Genomic DNA, 15,858 nt, shown 5'->3' with positions numbered 1-15,858 from the left:
GGTTCACCTGGTTAGGGAACCCGCGGGCGCGGGGAGGTAACCCCCTGTCCCCCCGGCCCGCGCCGCCCCCACCCCGGCCGCCGCCCGCCGGACGGGCACCGGCACGCCCGCCCGACCCGCGCGGCGGACACGCCGGTCCCGAGACCGGCCACCGCGCGGCGGAGGCGGCACCGACGACCGAGACATCGCAGGAGCATCACGTGGCAAGCGCAAGCGCAGGCGCCGGCAACACCGCAGAGCTGATCCAGCAGGCCCGTACCTGGCTGGCCGAGGACCCCGACCCGGACACCCGCGGCGAGCTGGAGGCCCTGCTCGCCTCCGCCGAGGCCGGCGACCGGGACGCGGCGGACGACCTGGCGGACCGGTTCGCGGGAACCTTGCAGTTCGGCACGGCCGGCCTGCGCGGCGAGATCGGCGCGGGCCCCATGCGGATGAACCGCTCGGTCGTCATCCGGGCTGCCGGGGGCCTGGCCGCGTACCTGAAGGAGCAGGGCCAGGGCGACGGGCTGGTCGTCGTCGGCTACGACGCCCGCCACAAGTCGTACGACTTCGCGCGCGACACCGCCGCCGTCATGGTGGGCGCGGGGCTGCGCGCCGCCCTGCTGTCCCGGCCGCTCCCCACGCCCGTGCTCGCCTTCGCCGTCCGCCACCTCGGCGCGGCCGCGGGCGTCATGGTGACCGCGAGCCACAACCCGCCCCAGGACAACGGCTACAAGGTCTACCTCGGCGACGGCTCGCAGATCGTGCCGCCCGCCGACTCCGGCATCGCCGCCGAGATCGCCGCGATCGGCCCGCTCTCCGACGTGCCCCTGGCCGACGAGGGCTGGCAGGTGTTCGGCGACGAGGTGGTCGAGGCCTACCTGGAGCGCGTCGCGTCGGTGGTGGACCGGCACTCCCCGCGGGACCTGTCCGTGGTCTACACCCCCCTGCACGGCGTCGGCCGCTCCACGCTGACCGCCGCCTTCGCGCGGGCCGGTTTCGCCGCTCCGCACGTGGTGGCCGAACAGGCCGAGCCCGACGCGGACTTCCCGACCGTCGCCTTCCCCAACCCCGAGGAGCCGGGGGCGATGGACCTGTCCTTCGCCGCTGCCCGCGAGCTGGGGCCCGACATCGTCATCGCCAACGACCCCGACGCCGACCGCTGCGCCGTCGCCGTCCCGGACCGCGCCGCCGGGGCCGGCTGGCGGATGCTGCGCGGCGACGAGGTGGGCGCGCTGCTCGCGACCCATCTGGTCCACCAGCGCGCCACGGGCACGTTCGCGGCGAGCATCGTCTCCTCCTCGCTGCTGTCCCGCATCGCCGCCCGGGCGGGCCTGGACTACGCCGACACCCTGACCGGCTTCAAGTGGATCTCCCGGGTGGAGGGCCTGCGGTACGGCTACGAGGAAGCGCTCGGCTACTGCGTGGACCCCGGGGGCGTCCGCGACAAGGACGGCATCAGCGCGGCCCTGGCCGTCGCCGAACTCGCCGCCGAGCTCAAGGCCAAGGGCCGCACGCTCTCCGACCTCCTGGACGACATCGCCCTGGAGTACGGCCTGCACGCCACCGACCAGCTCTCGGTGCGGGTCGCCGACCTCGGCCTCATCGCCGACGCCATGACCCGGCTGCGGGAACGGCCGCCGGCCTCGCTGGCGGGTCTGACCGTGACGACCGCCGAGGACCTCACCCAGGGCACCGAGGCCCTGCCCCCGACCGACGGCCTGCGCTACCACCTCGCCGGCGCCGGCCCCGTCGAGGCGGCCCGCGTCATCGTCCGTCCCAGCGGCACCGAGCCGAAGCTCAAGTGCTACCTGGAGGTCGTCCTCCCGGTCCCCGGCGGCGCCGACACCCTCGCGACCACCCGCACCCGGGCGGCGGAGGTCCTGTCCGCCCTCAAGACCGACCTCGCTGCCGCCGCGGGCATCTGAACCGCTCCGCGCCGGCGGAGCGCATCGGCCGCCGGTCGATGCGCTCCGTCCGCGACGGTCCGTGGCTCGCGGATGCCCCATGCCCGCGAAAGGGATCCAGCACGTGCCGTCGGCGGCGTCCACGAGGTACCGGACACGGCCGCCGCCAGTGACGTCGATCGGCCACTGCTCACAGGTCTGCCCGCCGTGAGTGCCGTACGCCAGGCTGCCCTTCAGCGGACGTCCCTCCGGCCCTCCGGCGCCGGAGGTGCCGCTCGGTCGCCGCGGCCGGCCGTCACTCCTCCCCCCCGTCCTCCGAACGGGTGACGCACCACTGGGGGCGGCACACCCCTTCGCTTGAATGTTCATGAGTCGCACTCTAGGGTGTGACATGAAAGTTCAAGTGAAGGCCGGACGGCACACCAGTCGGTGGGCGGCGGCCGCTTCGCGCGTCAAGGGAGAAGACATGTCCGGTTCTGTGCAGAGTGCCCCCGCGGCCGGCGGAAGGAAGGGCCGGAACATCGCCCTGTGGATCCTTCAGGCCGTCCTGGCCGTCGTGTTCGTCATGGCGGGGGCCTCGAAGATCGCCGGCGCGAAGGACATGGTCGACCTCTTCCAGGACGTCGGCGCCGGGCAGTGGCTCCGGTACGTCACCGGCTCCCTGGAACTGGTGGGGGCCGTACTGCTGCTCGTTCCCCGGCTGAGCGCCCTGGGTGGTCTGGTACTCACCGGAGTCATGACGGGCGCGGTCGTGACCTGCTTGTCCGTGGTCGACCGGAGTCCGGCGCCGCCGGCGGTGCTGCTCGTCCTGGCGGCGGTCGTCACGTGGACCCGCCGTGAGCGCGTGCTCGGCGCCGTCGGCAAAGGCGTGACGGCGCTCTGACCGGTCCGGACCCGCGTGCCGGCGGCGCCGCTCACTCGCGCGTCAGGTAGCTGAAGCCCGTGTTCGGGCCGACGCAGGACTGGAGGACCAGGTCGCCCCAGTAGAGGCCGTGGGAGGGGGTGCCGCGGCCGGGCTCGACGTGGTGGGCGTAGACGCGGTAGGTGAAGGTGCCGCGCGGGGTGGTGGCGGTGACGACCGTGCCGACCGGCAGGGTGGCGAACCGCCGGAAGCCGCAGTAGTCGTGGCCGACGACGACGGCGGTGCTCATGGCGTAGCCGTTCTCGGTGCCGAGGTCGGGCCCGTCCCACTGGACGGCGTCCCGGCACGCGTCCACGGTCTCCTGATCGCCCCGGACGACCTGGGCCGACCAGGTGCCGATGCGGAGGGTGGTGGTTCCGTCCGGCGCCGCGTCGGACGGCGCCGAGGTGGACGGCCGCGACGGCGGTTGCGGGGATGACGAGGGCTCCGAGGGCGTAGTGGGCGCGGTGCGCGAGGACACGGACGGGGCAGGCGTGTTCGAGGGCTCGGGGAGTTCCGGACTCGGTGACGCGGTGGTCGCGCGGGGGGACGGCGAGGCCGCGGGCCGGCTCCGGGCCGGTGCCCTCGGGGTGCGCCGGGGAGCGACGGTCACGACCGGCGCGGCCTGCGCGGCCGGGGGCGCGGACGCCGGCCGCCGCGCGGGCACGCCCCCGGCCGCCCTCCCGGACGCGGGGCTCGCGACGGGGACCGGCTCAGGGCCAGCGAGCGGTTCGCCGGCCGCGCCGGGGCCTCCGCAGCCCGCGAGGACCGCGGAGGCGAGCAGGACCGGGACGGCCATGGCCGTACGGGTGCCTGTCATCCCATGCCTCCGTTCGTCGTCGGTCGTACGGGACGGCACCAGGGATACAGGCTGTCTACCCGAAGCGGCCGTTGACGTAATCCGTCGTGCGCGGGTCCTGCGGGCTGTTGAACATCGCGTCCGTGGCGCCGTGTTCGACGATGACGCCCGGCGTACCCTGCTCGGCCAGGAAGAACGCGCACTGGTCGGACACGCGCGCTGCCTGCTGCATGTTGTGGGTGACGATGACGATGGTGACCTCGTGGGACAGCTCGTGGATCGTCTCCTCGATGCGCCGTGTGGAGGTCGGGTCCAGGGCGGAGCACGGCTCGTCCATCAGCAGCACCCGGGGCCGCACCGCCAGCGAGCGGGCGATGCACAGGCGCTGCTGCTGGCCGCCCGACAGGGCGCCGCCGGGCTGCCGGAGGCGGTCCCGGACCTCCTTCCACAGGCCGGCCTTGGTCAGGCACTCCTCGACGAGGGCGTCCTTGTCCTGGCGGCCGGCCTTGATGCCGCCCATCTTCAGGCCGGCGACCACGTTGTCGTAGATCGACATCGCCGGGAAGGGGTTGGGCTTCTGGAAGACCATGCCGATCTGGCGGCGGGCCTGGGTGATGCGGCGCCCGCGGTCGTAGATGTCCTCGCCGTCGAGCAGCACCCGGCCGGCCAGCGAGGCGGAGCCGACCAGCTCGTGCATGCGGTTGAGAATCCGCAGGAAGGTGGACTTGCCGCAGCCGGACGGGCCGATGAGCGCGGTGACCTGGTGGGCGGGCATGGTGAGCGACACCTCGTCCAGGACCTTGTGGTCGCCGAACCACGCGGAGATCGCGTCGGCCTCCAGGGTGGCCGGGCTGCCGGTCGCCGCCGCGGTCGGGGCGGCGGCGACCGGGGGGATGCGCAGTGTTTCGCCGACGAGCGTGTCGGTGGGATCGGACATGACGTGGCTCCCAGTCGGTCAGGGGTCGGTCAGAGCAGGTTGGGCAGCAGACGGGTGGCGGCGCCGGAAACGGCGAGGCCGAGTGCGACCAGTACGGGTACGCCGGCGATCCAGGTCTGCCAGCGACCCCACGCGCGATGGGCCCAGGTGGTGAGCAGCGCCGCGGCGAGCAGGGCGAGGGACCACAGGAACACCGAGAGCCAGACCGAGTTCTCGCGGCCCAGGGCCTGCTCGGAGCCCTCGATCCAGCCGGCGGCCGGCGGACGCGGCGGGTTGGGCTGTACGTCACTCACCAGGTCGGCGTCGACGCGCAGGACGCCGGAGGGGGTGTACGCGGGGCCCTCGGCGGTGATGAGGGTGAGCCGGCCCCGGCCCGGTTCGAGGACGGACGGCAGCGGGTCGCCCGCGCGGCGGACAGCCGTGACCTCGTAACGTGCTGTGCCCTGGCCGGTGGTCAGCTCGATCGGGGTACCGGGGGCCAGCCGGTGCAGATCGTTGAACGGGCCGCCGTACCCCCACTGGCGGCCCATGACCACGCTGGTGCCCGCCTGGCCCGGCAGCGGGGTGTCGCGGCGGTGCCCGGGGCCGGCCATGAGCACGCCGGACGTGGTGCCCTCTTCGACGACCTCGTCCAGGCCGAGTGCCGGAATGCGCAACAGGGCGATGGGGGCTCCGGGTTCGAGCACTTTGCCGTCGTAGGTCCGCTGGCCCACCGGGGCGGTGCCGAGGGCGAGTTGGCGGCGCAGCTCGTCGTACGCCGTCCGCTGGTCACGGGCGTGCTGGAGATTGCCCACGAGGGCGAGGTTGGCGGCGAAGCCGAACAACAGGGCGGCGAGCACGCACAGCGCCGCCCCGGCGAACGCAAAACCGGGGCGGGTGGGCGGTGGCCCGGCATCCGGCGGGCGCGGAGGCGCGGGCGCCACAGCGGGCGGGGGCGGGGACAGCGTGGTCACGGGGTGCGCTCCCTGTGGAGAGGTGTGGGGCGGAGAAATGGAGGCGCGGGCGGCGGGGTGGGGTCCCGCCGCCCGTGCTCCGCGTGGCGTTACGAGCGGGGTGCGCCGAAGGTCAGCAGCTTCCTGCGGCCGCCGAGCCGTACGAAGGCGAACCCGGCCCCGACCAGGACGACGGCGCCCACGCCGGAGAACAGCGCGATCTGGCTGCCGGTGGCGGCGAGGCCGCCCTGAGGGGAGTTCCCGCCGGAGCTGCCGGTGGTGCCGGCACCTCCGGTGTCACCGCTGCCGCCGGAGTCACCGGCGGTGTCGCCGCCACTGGTTCCGGAGGTCGTGCCGGACGTGTCCGTCGCGGAGTCCGTGGGCGACGGGGTGTCGGAGGGGGCGTCAGTCGGGTCGTCGGTGGGCGTCGTGGAGTCGGTGGGACTCGGGGACCCGGACGGCGGCTCGGGGACGGTGAAAGTCATCGCCCTGGACGTCACATCACAATTCGGCGTCCATTCCCACCTGTAGAGGTCGCTGGCGACGGCGTCCTCGGGAACCGTGAGAGCCCCCCAGGTCGCCACTCCGCTGGAATCTGCCTTGACGTCAGGGAACTCGGCATCAACCTTGCTGGCGGCCATGTACATGTCCAATGCATACGACGTGTCGGGCACGCATCCCCGGACGATCAGCTTGACCGTCTGACCACGCTGCAACTCTGAGCCCGGGGACAGCCGGTTCCCCGAGGTGTCGAGCATCTCGGCCCTCAGCAACTGCACGTCCAGCCGGGCGGGCTGGGATTCGGAGGCTCCCCACTCGGCAGGGTTCGTCGGAGTGAATCGGGCGGTGATCGAGTGGTTTCCGTCGGACAGCGTCGACGTCTTGAACTCGGCCTTCCCGGAGGCGACCGGGACCGGGGTCTGGTTCAACGGTGCCCCACCGTCGAGGAAAGTCACCGTGCCGACTGCCCCAGCCGGCGTGACCGTCGCCGTGAGCGTTACCTCCTGGCCCGGCTCGGGCTGGCTGGGGCTGTACTCCGGTATCGCGACACTGACGGCCGTGGCACCCTCTCCGAGCACCCAGTTGTCGCCGTTGACGGTGATTTTCTGGGTCCAGTAGGGCGAGTCCGGGTGGGTGCCCGCGAAATCGTCCATGCATTGCAGACGAAGCTCATAGGTGCCGTCACCGCTGAAGATCTGCGACAGGTCGTGGACAGCCAGATCGGGGTTGTCCGCCGCGGCCAGCGAAATCGTCTTCGGCGCATCGTAGGGCCGATCCGTGTCGTTGTAGATGCCGTCTATCGCACGTACCTCTGTGCCGTCCTTGACCACATTGAGGAAAAGGCCCCAATTGAAGGGGAAGCTGACCACGTTGCCGCTTCCGTCGTCGATGACGTAGTCAGGGCACGCAGCAGGTATTCCGATGGTGCTGCCGAGCGGCTCCGGATCGCTCAACTTGCCGCTGGACGCCATGGTGAAAGTCCCGATGGACGCCGCCCGGGCGGGCTGGGACTGGGATGCGACCAGAGTCACGAGGCCCAGGGCGAGCACGGCGCAGGCGGCCGCGATCGCGGCCACTCTTCGGAAGGAATGAAGCACTGTCATTGCGATTGCCCCCGGGGGACGGTTGATGGACGGATATGGCGGCAGCACGTGGGGCCGGGCACCTGGAAGGTGCCCGGCCGTCACGCGAGGATCAGACGAGGATCACGGATCAGCTCTTGCCCGTGAGGGTGGTAGCACCGCAGTTGGGGATGGTGGCGAAGCCGTAGGTCGTGATGGTGCCGGCGTCCTGGCAGACATCCGCCGTGTCTCCCGGGACGCTCGCCTTCACCACGAACGCCTCATCGATCGCGGCCTCGTTGAGCCGGGAGGTCTGGACGACGTTGTAGACGTCACGGGTGAAGACGAAGTTCGGGTTGAGCGCGAGCGCGCTGCCGGAGCCGGTGGTGGGTGTCACACCCCCGATGTTGCGCAGACGCGACTCGCCGCGACGGTTCGGGACGCCCGGGAGACTCTTGCCCTGGGCGATCCACTGGGCGACGGAGTACGGCATGATCTGGTTGAGGTTGGTGATCGCCGTACCGTCGTGCTCCTGAACGTTGTCGACGAGGCCGCAGCTCGCCTTGGCCGCAGTGATCTGCGCCTCGGTGACCCCGATGGACGACAGCCAGTACGTCCGGGTACCGGAGCCGGCCTGCGGCAGCAGCGGCTGCACCGTGTGCACGGCGCCCGCGGCATCCGTGTACTTGCACGTGGTGTAGATCTGCTGCAGCTGCGCCGTCGTCAGCGTCGGGACGCCCGCGGTGCCGGGCGCCTGGGACCCGATGGTGCTGCCCAGGTCGGTGGCGTAGGTGACCGCGTCCTTGGCGAACGGGATCCAGGTGAGGTCCGAGTTGGTGGTGTCGTTCGGCTGGCGCGAGGAGCGGGCGAAGTCGAGGCAGACGCTGCCCCCGTTCGCGATGTCGGCGTTCAGCAGCTTGATGCCGTTCGAGGAGCCGTTCGCTTCCGCGCGGGTGAACGTGCACCCGGGGGTCGTCGCCGGGTTCTTGGTGGTGAACGGGTCGGCGGCGCCCGTCTGGGCGACGGCGTCCCACGACGTGACGTAGTTCGCGCCGCCGGCGTTCACGACGACGGTGCCGTTGGCCAGGCCGTTCATGACGTACTGCGTGGTGTCCGAGCCGACACCCGCCAGCTGACGGATGGGGGCGTCCGCGGACGCGGGGGCGGCCAGGATGCCGACGCCGAGCGCCGCGGCGCCGATGATCGCGGCGCCGACCTTGGCGCGAGACTTGACGTTCACTTCAGAACTCCTTGTTTCGGGATTTCGAAGACTGGACGTTCAAGCTGAATCCGGATTTTCATGCTGCCGACCCGTCGGCCGACCACCGCATACGCTTCCAAGTTTTTAGTGCGGTAGCCACCAATTCCCATGGAGGAAAAGGTTACGGGCAAGCCTCCTAGGTGTCTCCTAGGGGATTCGCCGTTGCGCAAAACGAATAAACACCGGGCCTGCCAATGCTGCTGCCCCACCGAGAACGAGGACGGCGAGAAGAACCCAGCGGATCACTCCGAGGGCTTCGCCGGGGGTAATCCCGGATTCGGCGACATTCTGCTGCGGCACGGCGGAAGGTGGCGCGGATCCGGGCGGGGCGGCGGATGAATTCGACGGTCCCGCGCCGGGGTCGCCGTCGGCGCCACCGGTGTCGCCTCCCGCTCCGCCCGACGACGCTCCACCGGCGCCCGTACCGGAGGAGGTCCCTCCGGCGTCGGCCCCGGATGCGGGACCCCCGGAGTCACCGCCCCCGGGATCGCCCGGTGCCGGCCCATCGGTCGATGGGCCGTCCGCGGGCGCTCCTCGTTCCAGGGCGTCTGCGGCAGCCTCGGCCTGCTGGCGGAGCTTCGTGGACAACGGCGCGTAGCCGGGCGGAAGTTCGCCTTCCGACCGGCCCGGCGTCTGGCCCGGCCCCGCGGCGAACCTGATGAAATCCGCGTACGCCTTGCGGGCCTGCGCGTCCTGGTTGACCGAAGCGGCGGCGTAGGTCACCGCAGCCAGCGGGTACGCCTGGCCCTTGGCGCGCGCCGGATCGGGCTTGAGCACGGCAGGGTCGTCCGGCCACGGTTGCATGGCATCGACGCCTGCCCGCAGCGTGTCGACCGAGGGCCTCACGAAGTTTCCGTCCGCATTGCGCAACGCCGCTGTCGGCAGCCCGTAACGCTCCGCCGACGCGGCATCGACGACCGCCATCACGGCATGACGGCCCGGGAAGATCTCGTCGGCCTTGAGACCCCTGGGGTTGGTGGAAGAGCCCACATCCTGCTGGACGGTTCGGCCGTTGTGGCCCCGGCGAGTGCGCAGGGCGCCGTCGTGCAGGTCAGCCGCGTACGGGGCAAGGTCGATGATTCCGTAGTCGGGCGGGTTCGGCGGGAGTCCGGCCACGGCCGGGGCGCGAGTGTCATCCACCTTGGGGAAGTTGTTCAGAGCCGTATCCAGGCCCAGGTCCTTGAAATAGGGGTTCAACTTCATTCCCCAGGGATCTTCCTTTCCGGCAAGGAAGTCCCGGGCGTCCTTGTCCGCCTGGAGCCAGTGCCAGATCATGCGCGTGGTGTCGGAATTCCCCTGCGGGACAATGAGACTCATGGGCGTGATCTGATCAGGGAATTCCGGGTTCAGTTCCTCAAATTCCGGGTCCTGGGTCCAGTAATCCGGATTCCCCTTCACATGTTCCGGAACAGGGATGGCCCACGGCACGTCTCTCACATAGGAATGAGTGAGCATCTTGGCCACAAGCCGCGGTGTCAGGTTCATCTCATGCACCACACCGGAAGGGCCTTCTATGAAAAAAGCGAACGCCAGACCGGACAACGCCACCGGAGCGTGCACGACGGATGGCCCGCCTCCCGGCTGAACAACCGGGTCGACGGTGACGCCCAGCCCGGGCGTCTCCGTCGTCGTGCTCAGTACCTCGCCCCTGGCACTCTCCTCGTCCTCCCGGTTGAAGACGAACGTGCTCCCCGTGGATGAGCACAGCTTCGGTCCCCACGACGCGACCGCGTCGTCCACCAGCTCGGAACCCGATACGGGTCGCTCCTCCTGACCCACCCGGCAGAACGAGCCGATCGGCTGGAAGTCCAGGCGGAAGACCATCCGCTGGGCCCAGTTCGTCGCGGACAGCGGCGAGGTGTCGAGCCTGCCGCCCGCGCCCCTGTCACTGCCGTCCGCGTCGTGAGTGCCGCGCGGCACGACGACCAGCCAGCAGGAACGCGGAGTGACGGCACCGCCGGGCGGCGCCGTGTTCACGCCGCAGCCCAGCTGGTCGGCCTGACTCCCGTCCTGCACTTCGAATCCCACTTCACCCGTGCCGTTGGCGAAGATGCGGTTGGCTATCTGCTCGTTGGTGTCCAACGGCCCGAAGTACGTGTAGTCCGTGGAGGACGTGGTGGGCGACCCGTCGACGGGACGGAAGGGGACGAAGTTGTTCGTGCCGGTGTACTGCGTCTCTCCCGGGTCGCCGACGCCGGACCCGGTACTGGCGACCCGCCGGCTACTGGTCATGATCCCCGGAAGCGGAACTCCCGTGGCGCCGAATTCGCACTGCTCTCGCGTGGGCCCGGCCGGATCGTCGCCCCAGCACTGCATGATCTGCAGGAAGTTGACGTTGAACTGAGTATCCGGCTGCGTCGGCGCCCCACCTTCCCAGCTGATCCGCACGCCCTGGGAGCGCAGGTTCTTCGTCTGATGGACGGTCACCTTCAGATGGGAGAAGTCGTCGTACTTGCCCTTGGTCCCCGTCTTCGTCACCGCGGAGGACTCCGCGCCGGTGTCCGCCGCCGCAGCGGCAGTGGCGGCCGGCGGCAGCGGGAGCAGGGCCACCACGAGGGCGGCCAGCAGCGATCCGGTGGCCAGGAGAAGACGCGGCCGGGTCCGGTTCAGTGCGGTCCTCATGCCGCACCCCCGTTGCGCCGCGCCCGGTCGGCCATCACGCGGGCGACGAGCGGTGGTCCCACGACGACACCGAGGAGCAGCACGGCCGACAGCACCATCAGGGCGGTGCGCAGTCCGAGGGCGTCGTCCGTGCCGAGGGAGACCGGGCTGGCGACGACGGAGGTGTCGCCGGTCTGGTTGGTGCTGACCACCTGGCCGGTGTCGGGGTCGAGCACGGTCCCACCGCTCGTCCCGCCCGCGGCGGTGCCGGGGTCACCGGTGGTGCCGCCGGTGCCGCCCGTCGATCCCGTGGAGCCCGTGGAGCCGCTGCCGCCCGTGGACCCCGTCGCTCCTGTGGAGCCGCCGCCCCCCGTGGAGCCCGTGGAACCGGTGCCGCCCGTCGATCCCGTACCGCCTGACGAACCGGAGCCCCCCGTGCCGGAGGTGCCGCCGGAGCTGCCGCTCGGCACGGTGGGCTGCTGGGCGCCGGCGGTGCCGTCGGCGCACTGGTCGGGGCCCTTCTTGTCGCACGCCTTCGGGTGCGGGGCGTTGAGGATCAGGGTGTTCTTGCCACCGGAGAATGTCGGGTTGTTGCACTTGTTGATGTCGATGGTGTTCACCATGGCGCCGGGGATCTTCCGCGTCTGGGCCATGGCGGCCTCCACCAGGTTTTTCGGCAGCGGCGAGTAGCCGAGCCGGTCCGCCAACTGCTGGCCCTCACACAGGAAGTAGTTGTTGAAGGCGCTGAGCGTCCTGCCCTTGGCCTGGGTGAAGCCCATCTCCTCCTTGGTCGGGATGATCATGTAGCTGTAGCTGGACAGCGGGTAGGTCCGGTCGTCGCCGTAGCGGTACACGTTGTCCAGCTGCTGCGTCAGGTAGTTCGCGGAGCGCGGGTCGTTGTTGATCTCGGCCTTCGTGAGGGCGACGGCCACGCTGGACGCGGTCGGCTCGACGTAGTAGCCCGCCCTGTTGAGCACCTTGACCACCGGGAAGCCCGCGTTCCTGGCGTAGGAGTACTCGACGTAGGTGATGGCGCCCTCTGCCTGCGGCTGCCTCGTGTAGCCCGCGACACCGAGGGAGCCCGACTGGGAGACGAATCCGGAGCCGGGGATGTTCGGGAAGTACGACGTCAGGCCGCACGGCGGTGTCTTGCCGGCCCGGCGGCAGTAGTCGTTCCAGAGACTGGAGTGCTCCTTGGACATCCAGAGGGTGAACTGCGCGGTGGTGCCGGAACCGTCGGAGCGGACGACCGGGACGATGCGCCGGGCCGGCAGATTGAGCTTGGGATTGTCGGCCTTGATCTCCGGCGCGCTCCACATGGTGAGCTTGCCGGTGAAGATCTTGCTGAGGACGTCCCCGGACAGCCGGAGGTTGGTGACCTGCCTGCCGCCGATCTTCAGGTTGTACATGAACGAGGTCCCACCGGCCACGATCGGCATGTAGGCGTACTTGCGCGCCGGCGGGGGGTCCTGCTGGCCCAGGTCGGTGAGGCCGTAGGGGATCTCGGACACGCCGAAGTCGGATGTCCCGGACGCGAACTGGCTGCGGCCGACCGTGGAACCGACCGACGCGTAGTTCACGGTCATGCCCTGCTGGCGGACGTTGCGACGCCACTGTTCGATGGCGTTGGCGCTCCATGTCGAGCCGGATCCGCTGATCTTCGTGTAGGAAGCTGCGACGGCACCCGGCGGTCGGACCGCCAGCAGCGCGCAGACCACGGCGACCAACAGCGCCAGTGCCTGGTACGCGCGCAGGGCGCGCGTACGACGGACGGGTGCGGGTATCACGGGGTGCTCCTCGTCGGTGCGGGACGGACTGGCGACTGGGCTGCTGTTGCGGACGGCGCGAAGCGCCGGGCGTCACGGTGCGAAGCCCTGACCGCGCGGTGTTCCTGGCGTCGCGTCAACTTGCCCGGACCGCGGCCGCCAATGATGCGGGCCATGACGAAGAGGACGAGCACCAGCACCAGGAGCACCGCCGCGGTGCCGAAGCCGCGGGCGATGTAGGCGGGCTCGGGGGACTTGACGAGTTCGAAGGCGGCGAGCGGCAGCGACACCATCGGGTCGTGGAGCGGATTGGTGTTGAGCTCCGCGGTGAAACCGGCGGTCAGCAGGACCGGTGAGGTCTCGCCCACGCCGCGCGCCGTACCCAGGATGACCGCCGTGGTCAGCCCGGACCGGGAGGTGGGCAGCACCACATGCCACACGGTGCGCCACCGCGAGGTTCCGAGCGCGTAGGACGCCTCGCGCAGCGTGCCGGGGGTCAGCCGGATGACCACGTCCGAGGCGCGGATGATGATCGGCAGCATCATCACGGAGATGGCGAGCGCGGCGGCGAGACCGGACTGGTCGAAGCCCAGCCCCAGGATGAACATGGCGTAGATGAACAGACCGGCGACGATGGACGGCAGCGCGGTCATCGCCTCGACGATGGTGCGGACGAACCGGCTGAAGGCGCCCGGGATCTCGTTGAGGAAGACCGCGCACACCAGCCCTGCCGGGATGCAGATCACCAGGGCGATGCCGATCTGCCACAGCGTGCCGACGATCGCGTGCAGGATGCCGCCGACATCGAGTGGTTCGAGCGGACCGGCATCGGCCATCGACTGGGTGTAGAAGTTCAGATGCGGCAGCGCCTTGCGGCCCTCGTAAAGGGTGTAGACGACGACGAAGGCCAGGGCGGTCAGCATCACCAGACCGAGACTCTGGACGATCGCGGCGGCGACCCGGTCGCGGACCGCGGGACCGTCCTCGTCGAAGGAGACCGCCAGCGCATAGATGCCGATGAAGAGCACGTAGGCGATGACCACGAAGCCCAGCTCGCCGTTGAAGGGCAGCAGCCGGTCGTACAGCAGCCACGTGACGGCGAGGGACGCGGCGCCGGCGCCCACCATCGCGTACACGTCGGTGGCACGCAGCGTGGACAGGTTCCGGCGCGACTCGCCGAGCGTCGTGCGGTCGCCGGTCCGGCGTGCGGGCAGGTGGGTGCCCTGGCCGGCCTTCTGGCTCTGTTCAGCGGTGACGGTCATCGGGCTCGGTCTCCTCAGGAGTCGCTCGCCGCGCCGGAACGGCTGCGGGCGACGATCGACGAAGCGGCGAAGTTGACGACGAGGGTCATCAGGAAGAGCGCGAGGCCGGCGGCCATCAGCGCCGACATGCCGAACGGGGTCGCCTCGCCGTAGCGCAGGGCGATCAGGGAGGAGACCGAGTTGGCGCCGTTCTGCAGGATGTGCGGCTGGATCGCGAAGACCGGCGAAATGATCATGTACACGGCGATGGTCTCGCCGAGTGCCCGGCCCAGACCCAGCATGGTGCCGCCGATCATGCCGCCCTTGCCGAAGGGCAGGACGACGCTGCGGATCATGCCCCAGCGGTTCGCGCCGAGCGCGTACGCCCCCTCCCGCTCGCCGACCGGCGCCTGCGAGAAGACCTCGCGCATCACCGAGCAGGTGATCGGCGCGACCATCAGGGCCACGACCATGCCCGCGATGAAGGTGGAGGAGGTGTAGACCGTCGCGGTGGCGAGCGGGTCGTTCGGATCGGCGCCGTCCACCGTGAAGGCCGGGATCCAGCCGAGGTAGGTGGAGATCCAGCGCGAGACGGTGACCACGTGTCCCTGGTAGTAGAACAGACCCCACAGGCCGTAGACCACGGACGGCACGGCGGCCATCAGGTCGACGACGCTGATGAGGGTCTGCCGGATCCGCGGCGGGGCGAACTCGGAGATGTAGAGCGCGGTGCCGAGTGCGAGCGGCACCGCGAACACGATGGCGACGGCGGCGATCAGCACCGTGCCGACGAGCACCGCCGCGATGCCGAAGTTGTGGGCCTCGGGTTCCCACGCCTGGGTGGTCAGGAAGGACCACTTCGCGACCGACAACGCCTGCCACGCCCGGTAGGTCAGGAAGCCGCCGACGAGCAGCATGATCGCGAGGACCAGGCCCCCGCCGCCGCGCAGGATGCCCCTGAACACGCGGTCGGACATGCCCGGGTCCGGGTACAGGCGTCTCGGCGGTCGGGCCGCCGGAGCCACTGGCCGTTCGGATATTCGCGTCGTCACGTGCTACGACACTTCTGGGGTGCGGTGGACACCCGCGCACACGAATGTGAACGAGGCACCCCCTAGGGGCAACTTCGGGCAACAGCCGTGTGTGGATTTCACCTCAGTCCGCGTCGTCCCACAAAGCCGTCCGTCCCGACCCGAGTTCGGTCAGGACCGCACGGAAACGGTCGTATGCCGTCCGGCACGTCGAGTGCCGCTCGTAGGCGCGCGAGGCAACGGCCACGGGCCGGCCGTGAGAATCACGCATCCGCCACACCCAGCCGTTGCCTTCGGCGGAGTGGTGCAGCTCGCCGGGTAAGCCCTCGGCTTCCGCGCACAGTTGCTCGAACGCGGCACGGCACTCGCCGTAGTCGTCGTACACGGTCGCGGCCACGGCGATCACCCGGCCGTTCGACGCGGTGAGCCGCCACGAGTAGGAGCCGTCCGCCTCGATGTCTATCTGGCAGCGCGTGCCAGGTACGGCCGCGCCCCCCTTAAGTGCCGCCATGCCCACCCCTGTTGCCTGTTGTCAGGAAACGTTGCATGCGCTGTTCATGGTTGAGCGCTCATGCAGCACACGCAGGGTAATCAGACAAGAGTGCACTGTGGCCGCACCGGTTGACTGCACGAGCCATGCTTCGCGGCGAAGTTGCCCCTCGTTCACCCGGTGGACTCACAGGAATCCCACAGACAAGAGGCCCTCATCCGTGGGCCATCCCCGCACCGCAGGCCGTTCACCGGCCGACCCGCTCCGGCACCCCGCGGCGGCCCGTGGCCGCCCGTGGCCGCCGGGTCGACTGAAATTCGGATTGTGTTTCTCCTTCGGCTTCCCGGCAAATCAAGGAAAGCGATATTCCCGCAGCGATTCCCGGGGAAACAAATCGACGGATCACCTCTTTCTTTTGAAGAGAATGTTCCGAACTCTCCACACGATGAGT

General features: G+C 70.3%; 12 protein-coding genes. 2 read left to right on the top strand and 10 right to left on the bottom strand.

Annotated elements, in window-relative coordinates; all coding sequences use genetic code 11:
- The first annotated feature begins 200 nt into the window (after positions 1 to 200).
- Both ACFYXS_RS25350 and ACFYXS_RS25345 read left to right on the top strand, forming a co-directional pair.
- A complete protein-coding gene (locus tag ACFYXS_RS25350; RefSeq protein WP_389251977.1) occupies positions 201 to 1,907 on the top strand; it encodes a phospho-sugar mutase in 1,707 nt (568 codons plus the stop codon).
- Between the two features lie 445 nt (positions 1,908 to 2,352).
- Positions 2,353 to 2,769, top strand: coding sequence for a DoxX family protein (locus ACFYXS_RS25345; protein ID WP_389251975.1), 417 nt, complete (start codon positions 2,353 to 2,355; stop codon positions 2,767 to 2,769).
- A 31-nt stretch (positions 2,770 to 2,800) separates the two neighbouring features.
- On the opposite strand, the gene ACFYXS_RS25340 is transcribed toward ACFYXS_RS25345, so the two are convergent.
- From ACFYXS_RS25340 to ACFYXS_RS25295, 10 genes are all read right to left on the bottom strand, one after another.
- On the bottom strand, positions 2,801 to 3,607 hold the full coding sequence (locus tag ACFYXS_RS25340; RefSeq protein WP_389251973.1) for a hypothetical protein: 807 nt from the start codon (positions 3,605 to 3,607) through the stop codon (positions 2,801 to 2,803).
- 55 nt (positions 3,608 to 3,662) lie between these two features.
- On the bottom strand, positions 3,663 to 4,523 hold the full coding sequence (locus ACFYXS_RS25335; RefSeq protein ID WP_389251971.1) for a phosphate ABC transporter ATP-binding protein: 861 nt from the start codon (positions 4,521 to 4,523) through the stop codon (positions 3,663 to 3,665).
- Positions 4,524 to 4,552: 29 nt separating this feature from the next.
- Positions 4,553 to 5,476, bottom strand: coding sequence for a sortase (locus ACFYXS_RS25330; protein WP_389251969.1), 924 nt, complete (start codon positions 5,474 to 5,476; stop codon positions 4,553 to 4,555).
- Positions 5,477 to 5,565: 89 nt separating this feature from the next.
- Positions 5,566 to 7,032, bottom strand: a complete 1,467-nt coding sequence (locus ACFYXS_RS25325; protein WP_389251967.1) for an Ig-like domain-containing protein — start codon at positions 7,030 to 7,032, stop codon at positions 5,566 to 5,568.
- 136 nt (positions 7,033 to 7,168) lie between these two features.
- Positions 7,169 to 8,257: a hypothetical protein gene (locus ACFYXS_RS25320; protein ID WP_389251965.1), complete on the bottom strand. Its 1,089-nt coding sequence runs from the start codon at positions 8,255 to 8,257 to the stop codon at positions 7,169 to 7,171.
- A 168-nt stretch (positions 8,258 to 8,425) separates the two neighbouring features.
- Positions 8,426 to 10,900 carry a hypothetical protein gene (locus ACFYXS_RS25315; RefSeq protein ID WP_389251963.1) on the bottom strand — a complete coding sequence of 825 codons (2,475 nt, stop codon included), beginning with the start codon at positions 10,898 to 10,900 and terminating at the stop codon, positions 8,426 to 8,428.
- Positions 10,897 to 12,666: a phosphate ABC transporter substrate-binding protein PstS gene (gene pstS, locus ACFYXS_RS25310; protein ID WP_389251961.1), complete on the bottom strand. Its 1,770-nt coding sequence runs from the start codon at positions 12,664 to 12,666 to the stop codon at positions 10,897 to 10,899. Before pstS ends, ACFYXS_RS25315 begins: the two co-directional genes overlap by 4 nt.
- Positions 12,663 to 13,907 (bottom strand): phosphate ABC transporter permease PstA, encoded by a 1,245-nt coding sequence (gene pstA, locus ACFYXS_RS25305; RefSeq protein WP_389251959.1) that lies wholly within the window; start codon positions 13,905 to 13,907, stop codon positions 12,663 to 12,665. The genes pstS and pstA overlap by 4 nt, the downstream gene beginning before the upstream one ends.
- A gap of 14 nt (positions 13,908 to 13,921) precedes the next feature.
- Positions 13,922 to 14,863, bottom strand: a complete 942-nt coding sequence (pstC, locus tag ACFYXS_RS25300; protein WP_389251956.1) for a phosphate ABC transporter permease subunit PstC — start codon at positions 14,861 to 14,863, stop codon at positions 13,922 to 13,924.
- A gap of 178 nt (positions 14,864 to 15,041) precedes the next feature.
- On the bottom strand, positions 15,042 to 15,428 hold the full coding sequence (locus ACFYXS_RS25295; RefSeq protein ID WP_389251954.1) for a hypothetical protein: 387 nt from the start codon (positions 15,426 to 15,428) through the stop codon (positions 15,042 to 15,044).
- Positions 15,429 to 15,858 lie beyond the last annotated feature (430 nt).

The organism is Streptomyces sp. NPDC002574, from assembly GCF_042889545.1.
Lineage (GTDB): Bacteria > Actinomycetota > Actinomycetes > Streptomycetales > Streptomycetaceae > Actinacidiphila.
The sequence above is the reverse complement of the archived record's forward strand: the minus strand, read 5'-3'. Positions and strand labels throughout refer to the sequence as shown.